This window comes from Arthrobacter sp. CMU6 (assembly GCF_059090205.1).
Genome location: NZ_JBNHFL010000006.1, coordinates 172694 through 178971, shown reverse-complemented (window position 1 = coordinate 178971; position 6278 = coordinate 172694). Strand labels below are relative to the sequence as shown.

The 6278-nt window shown below is 66.6% G+C and carries 4 protein-coding genes; all 4 read right to left on the bottom strand.

Annotated features, from left to right (window positions below):
* Positions 1–138: 138 nt before the first annotated feature.
* A complete protein-coding gene (locus AC5RWD_RS06410) occupies positions 139–1779 on the bottom strand; it encodes an APC family permease (protein WP_494019206.1) in 1641 nt (546 codons plus the stop codon).
* 151 nt (positions 1780–1930) lie between these two features.
* Entirely contained in the window at positions 1931–3478 is a 1548-nt protein-coding gene (locus AC5RWD_RS06405; RefSeq protein ID WP_494019205.1) for an aldehyde dehydrogenase family protein, read from the bottom strand.
* A 4-nt stretch (positions 3479–3482) separates the two neighbouring features.
* A complete protein-coding gene (betA, locus tag AC5RWD_RS06400) occupies positions 3483–5204 on the bottom strand; it encodes a choline dehydrogenase (protein ID WP_494019204.1) in 1722 nt (573 codons plus the stop codon).
* A 439-nt stretch (positions 5205–5643) separates the two neighbouring features.
* Positions 5644–6228 (bottom strand): TetR/AcrR family transcriptional regulator, encoded by a 585-nt coding sequence (locus AC5RWD_RS06395; RefSeq protein WP_494019203.1) that lies wholly within the window; start codon positions 6226–6228, stop codon positions 5644–5646.
* Positions 6229–6278 lie beyond the last annotated feature (50 nt).

The following is a 6278-nucleotide window of genomic DNA, read 5'->3' as shown; positions in this document are numbered from 1 at the left end:
GGATCCGGCACCAGAATCGTCTCCACCGACACCGGAGCATCCTTCGCCCTGACAACAACAGCCTTCACTTTATGAACCATAAAATCGCGTTCCTTTCCTGAGCCCGGGGGCACTTTGGCTACGGCACCTCAGCCAAATCTAACCGACTTGCTGCGGTTCGAAATCCCCGTCCCGAGGACCGGACATTCCGCTGGCCGTGCTGCTGGTGCCGGCGCCGGCAGGCGGCTCCTGCGCAGGAATCTGCAGCGGGGCGGCGTGCACTGTGGCGTGCTCAGCGAGGATGCCTGTCTGGTGCCTGATCTTCAGCCGGTAGAGCAGCGCCCCGCCGCCGGTGACGGCGGCGACGAAGAGGACCCCGCCCCACTGCAGGTACCACTCGAAAGGCGGCACCGAGTTGTAGATTTCGGGGCGCGGCCAGATCAGGTTCAGCGTCATGGCGCCGCCCCACAGGACCGCCAGGATGTTCACGGGCAGTCCCCACTTGCCCATGCTGAAGCCGGCCTCGGAGTGGTCTCCGGCGCCCGGCCACTTCTTCACCAGGCGCTTGCGCAGCATGGGGACGGTCACCAGCAGGTAGGACAGGTAGATCAGGACGATGCTGATGCTGGACAGAATGGTGAAGATCGCGGGCTGCGTGATGTTGACGAGCAGCGGAATGACGGCCAGGACGCCGATCACGATGGCCGCCACGGTGGGGGTCTTGCGGACCGGGTCCACCTTGCTGAGCTGGCGGCTGAAGGGCAGGTTGTTGTCCCTGGCCATGGCGAACATCATCCGGATGGCGGCGGCGTGGACGGCCAGCGTGCAGACCACCACGGCAACCACGATGCACACCAGGAAGGCCTTGCCGAAGGGGCCGCCGAGGACGGAGAGCACGATGTGCTGCAGGCCGCCGTCGGCAGCTCCGATCTTGGGGTCGGCGAGGTCCGGCGCGGCCAGGATGCCGAAGAGCAGGATCAGCCCGCCCAGCAGGAAGGACGCGGTGACGGCGCGCAGGATGGCTTTGGGGGCGGTGCGCTTCGGGTCCTTGGTTTCCTCGCCGAGGGAGCTGGCGGTGTCGAAGCCGTACATGACGTAGCCGGAGGCCATGGCGCCGATGAGGAAGACTCCGAAGAAGCCAAGGTCGTGGCCCTCGCCGAAGCCGGCAGTGTCGAAGAAGACCTCGGGTCCCCGCGCCACGTGCCAGGCCAGCGCAACGATGAGCAGCACGGCCGCGATCAGCTCGACGAAAACGCCGATGCTGTTGATCCTGGTCATGAGCTTCACACCGAACGCGTTGATGAGGGTGGAGATGGTGATCATGATGGTGGCGAGCAAAACTCCGTTAAGGGCGAAGTCGTAAGTGCCGGTGCCGTCGCCAATGATCTGGAATCCGGACCACAGCTGCGGCAGGGTGATCTGCAGTGCCAGCGCAACGGAGCCCAGAGCCATGATCGAGGACAGCAGCAGCAGCCAGCCGGCGAGCCAGGCCGAGGTCCCGGAGGCGAGGCGCTTGGCCCAGTTGTAGACCGAGCCGGCGACGGGGTAGCGGCCTGCCAGTTCGGCAAAGCACAGCGCCACCATCAGCTGGCCGACGAAAACGATGGGCCAGGACCACGCGTACGCCGGGCCGGCCATGGAGAAACCAAAGTAGAACAGTTGAAAAACGCCGGTGAGGATGGAAATGTAGCTGACGCCTGCGGCGAAGCTGGCGAACTTGCCGATGCTCCGGTCCAGGGTCTGGGCATAGCCGAACTCGTCCATGCCGCTTGAATCAGTACTCTTGCTGGGTTCCAACATCTGAACTCCTATTCAGAAAAGCACGATGGTGATGACCCGCGGCCGCCTTTGGACGCGGATAACACTACACGCAGGTGATACTGCGCGCAGGTGAAAATCGAGGGCCGGGCACCGCGCTGCAGCGCCCGGCCGTCTCCCCCCAAGCTGATGCCTAGCTGGCCGGGCCCGCCACCGTTGCCCCGGCGTTGTCCCCGGGAGCCGAGCCGAACCATCCGCTCGGGGCGGGGGCGATGTTCTGCCAGATGTGCTTGGCTTCCCGGTACTCGGCCAGCCCGGCCTGGCCGAGCTCACGGCCGATTCCCGACTTCCCGAAACCGCCCCACTCCGCCTGCGGGACGTACGGGTGGTAGTCGTTGATCCACACCGTTCCATGGCGGAGGGCGCCCGCGACGCGCTGCGCCTTCGAAGCGTCCGATGTCCATACCGCGCCGGCCAGGCCGTACTCGGTGTCATTCGCGATTGCGACGGCCTCGGCTTCGGTCCTGAACGTTTCGACGGTCAGCACCGGGCCGAACGATTCCTCCCGCAGCACGCTCATGCCCGGGCGGCAGTTGCCGAGCACGGTGGGCGGGTAGAAGAATCCGTCCGCGAGCGGCCCGTCGTCGGGGATGTAGCCGCCGCACAACAGCTCTGCGCCCTCCGCGATCCCGGCCTGGACGTAGGCGTGGACCTGTTCGCGGTGCCTGGCGGAGATGAGCGGCCCGGTCTCGGCGTCGGGATCGAACGGTCCGCCCATCCGGATCTTCTTCGCCCGTTCCACCACCTCGGTCACGAAACGCCCGGCAATCGTCTCCTCGACGACGAGCCGTGCCCCTGCCGAGCAGACCTGTCCGGAGTGCAGGAAGACCGCCGTAAGGGCGTTGTCCACGGCGGCGTCCCAATCAGCGTCCGCAAAGACCACGTTCGGGTTTTTCCCGCCGAGCTCGAAGGCCACGCGCTTTACGGTTTCGGCGGCAGCAGCCATGATCGTTTGCCCGGTGGAGAGCCCGCCGGTGAGCGAGACAAGGTCCACGCGCGGGTCGGAGCTGAGTGGGCCGCCCACCTTCGACCCTTTCCCGGTGACCAGGTTCGCGACACCGGCGGGGACGCCTGCCTCCGCGAGGGTCTCCATGAGCAGGATGGAGGTCGACGGCGTGAGCTCGCTGGGCTTGAGCACGAAGGAGTTCCCGGCAACGAGTGCCGGTGCGACCTTCCACGCCGCCTGGAGGAGCGGGTAGTTCCACGGCGCAATGAGCGCGCAGACCCCGAGCGGCTCGTACACGACGCGGCTGATCGCGTCCGGCCGGCCGGTGTCGATGACGCGGCCGGCGTCGAGCCCGGCGACCTTGCCGTAGTACCGGAAGCACGCGGCGATATCGTCCATGTCGTACTCGGCCTCCACGAGCCGCTTGCCCGTGTCGAGCGCTTCGGCCCGCGCATAGGCGGCCTTGTCCCGTTCGAGGAGGTCCGCGACGCGGAGCATGACCGCGCCGCGCTCGATGTCCGTGAGCTGGCGCCACGGGCCCTCGTCGAACGCGGCCCGTGCACTGGCGATCGCCCGTTCCGCGTCCTGCACCGTCGAGGAGGCCACGACAGCCACTTCGCGGCCGTCCGCCGGGCAGCGCACGGTGGTGGTCCCGCCGTCGGACGCCTCCTGCCAGGCGCCGTCGATGTACAGGCCGCGGGCGAGCTCCAGTTGAGTATCGATCGTCACGCTCATGCCCTTAGCCCTTCGCTGCCACGGCGCCGGCGGCTGCCACGGGCCCGGAGCCGCCGCGTTCCAGCGGGCTCACGCCGTGCCGGTAAAACTCGGCGTGCTGGGGCGCGAGCGGCGCCTTGCCGGCGATCAGGTCGGCAGCCTTTTCGGCGAGCATCATCACCGGGGCGTAGATGTTGCCGTTGGTGACGTACGGCATGGCCGAGGCGTCCACCACGCGGAGGCCGCGTGTGCCGTGCACGGTCATGTCCAGCGGGTTCACCACCGCCATGGGATCGGAGTCCGGGCCCATCTTCGCGGTGCAGGACGGGTGCAGCGCCGTCTCGGCGTCGCGGGCAACCCAGTCAAGGATTTCCGCGTCCGTCTGCACGCTCCGGCCGGGGGAAAGCTCGCCGCCGTTGAAGGGACTCATGGCGGACTGGCCAAGGATGTCACGGGCAACATGGATCGCCTCGACCCATTCGCGGCGGTCCTGCTCCGTGGAGAGGTAGTTGAACAGCATGGACGGGTGGACCGTGGGATCAGTGGACTTGATCTTCAGGCTGCCGCGGGCGTCGGAGTACATGGGGCCGATGTGCACCTGGTATCCGTGCTTGGCGTCGGCCTTCTGGCCGTCGTAGCGGACGGCGACCGGGAGGAAGTGGAACATCAGGTTGGGGTACGCCACGTCCTCGTTGGAGCGGACGAAGCCGCCGCCTTCGAAGTGGTTGGTGGCGGCCGGGCCCTTCCGGCCCAGCATCCACTGCAGCCCGATGAGCGGGTAGCGCCACAGGTCCAGGTTCGGCTGCATGGAGACCGGCTGGGTGCAGGCGTGCTGGATGTAGACCTCGAGGTGGTCCTGGAGGTTTTCGCCGACGCCGGGCAGGTTGACCACTGAGTTGATGCCCAGCGAGTTCAGGTGGGCCGCGTTGCCCACGCCGGAGAGCTGCAGCAGCTGCGGGGTGTTGATGGCGCCGCCGGCCAGGATCACTTCACCCGCGGTCACCTGGTGGGTTTTGCCGTTGCGGCGGTAGGTGACACCGGTGGCCACGTTGCCCTTGAAGTTGACCTTGGTGACGAGCGCACGGGTCAGGACGGTCAGGTTCTTCCGGCCGAATTCAGGCCGCAGGTAGGCGCGGGAGGCGGAGAGCCGCTGGCCCTTGTGGACGTTGCGGTCGAACGCCGCGAAGCCCTCCTGGCGGTAGCCGTTGACGTCGTCGGTCAGGGGGTAGCCGGCTTCCTGGGCGGCGGCGAAGAAGGCCTGGAACAGCGGGTTGGTGGCGGGACCTCGCTCCAGCACCAGCGGACCGGAGTGTCCGCGCAGTTCATCGTCGGGGTCGGCGGCCAGCGCGTTTTCCATCCGGTTGAAGTACGGGAGGCAGTGCGCGAAGTCCCACGTTTCCATCCCGGCGTCGGCGCCCCAGCGCTCATAGTCGAGCGGGTTTCCGCGCTGGAAGATCATGCCGTTGATGGAGCTCGAGCCGCCCAGGACCTTGCCGCGGGCGTGCGCCACGCGCCGGCCGCCCATGTGGGGCTCGGGATCGGACTCGTAGCGCCAGTCATAGAACGGGTTGCCGCTGGGGAAGGTCAGTGCGGCGGGCATCTGGATGAAAAGGTCCCAGGGGTAGTCGCTCCGTCCGGCCTCGAGTACCAGGACGCTGCTCTGGCCTCCGTCGCTCAGGCGGTTGGCGAGCACGGAACCCGCGCTGCCGCCGCCGACGATGACGTAGTCATAAGTGGTCTGTGTCATGCAAGATCTCCTTCTACCTGGTGCAGATCAACCGCCAAAGGCGGGTGTCCTTGATCCGGAAGCTGCGCGATACGCCCTGCCCCGGAAACGTTGTGGTTCCCCCGGGTCGCCTGGTGCAGCACGTGCCTGGGGGTGGGTCTGTAAGTGGGTGGCCCTTAGCCCGGCGTGGGGGTTGCCGAGGCGGGCAGGGAGGTGGGGTGAGTGGAGTCTCCCCTGGGGTGGAACGCGCAAGCGGCCGGCGAAACGCCTTTATTTCCCCGGAACCCCGTTTGTGTGGTGTAGGTCATACACATGCAGACTAGTGCACCTTGAACAAGTGTTCAAGGTTAAAACTGAACCGATGTTCAAGATTTTTCTTGCGTGGTCAGCTGAGGTGGGGTTGTGCTTATGTTGGCTGAGCTTGTTCCAGTGGTGTTTGTCTTCGGTGGGGCTTTAGCCGCTAGCCGGAAAAGGCGATCTGCTCCGTGCGGGCGATGCTCCGCCGGATGGAGGCCTCGTCCACGCCAAGGAGCGCCGTGAGCCACATGCCGTTTTGCACGACGACGATGTCAGCCGCCCGCTCCCTGCATTCCTCGCCGGAAAGCTCGGGCCTGGCATTCCCGATCAGCGCCGCAAGCCCGTCGAGATACCGGTCAAACGCCGCCGCATTTATCAGCGCAAAGTCTTCGTGGGCTTGCGCCAGCGCCCAAAGGTGGAGGCGCAGGGACAGGTGTTGTGTGGTCAGCAACTCCGGGTCCGCCACGCGCCGAAGGGCTTTCTGCAGCTGTTCGTCCGGGGCCGACGCGGGGTCCGGCGCAACGAGCTTAAGGTCGCGCTCGTCAATCCGGTGCAGGGCAGCCCGGATCAGGCTCGACTTGTCCTCGTAGTAGTAGTTCACGAGCCCCAGGGCCACCCCGGCTTCGCGGGCAACAGCGCGCATGTTCACACCGGAGATGCCGTGGCGCGACAGCAGGTCCAGCGCCGCTTCGAGAATGCGCTCCTGCCGGTCAACCTGTTCGCCGGAGTTCACGGTGCTTGTATCCACTTGGCCAGAATATGGCGAAACCCTTTATGGTGCATCTGCCGTCCGGGCGC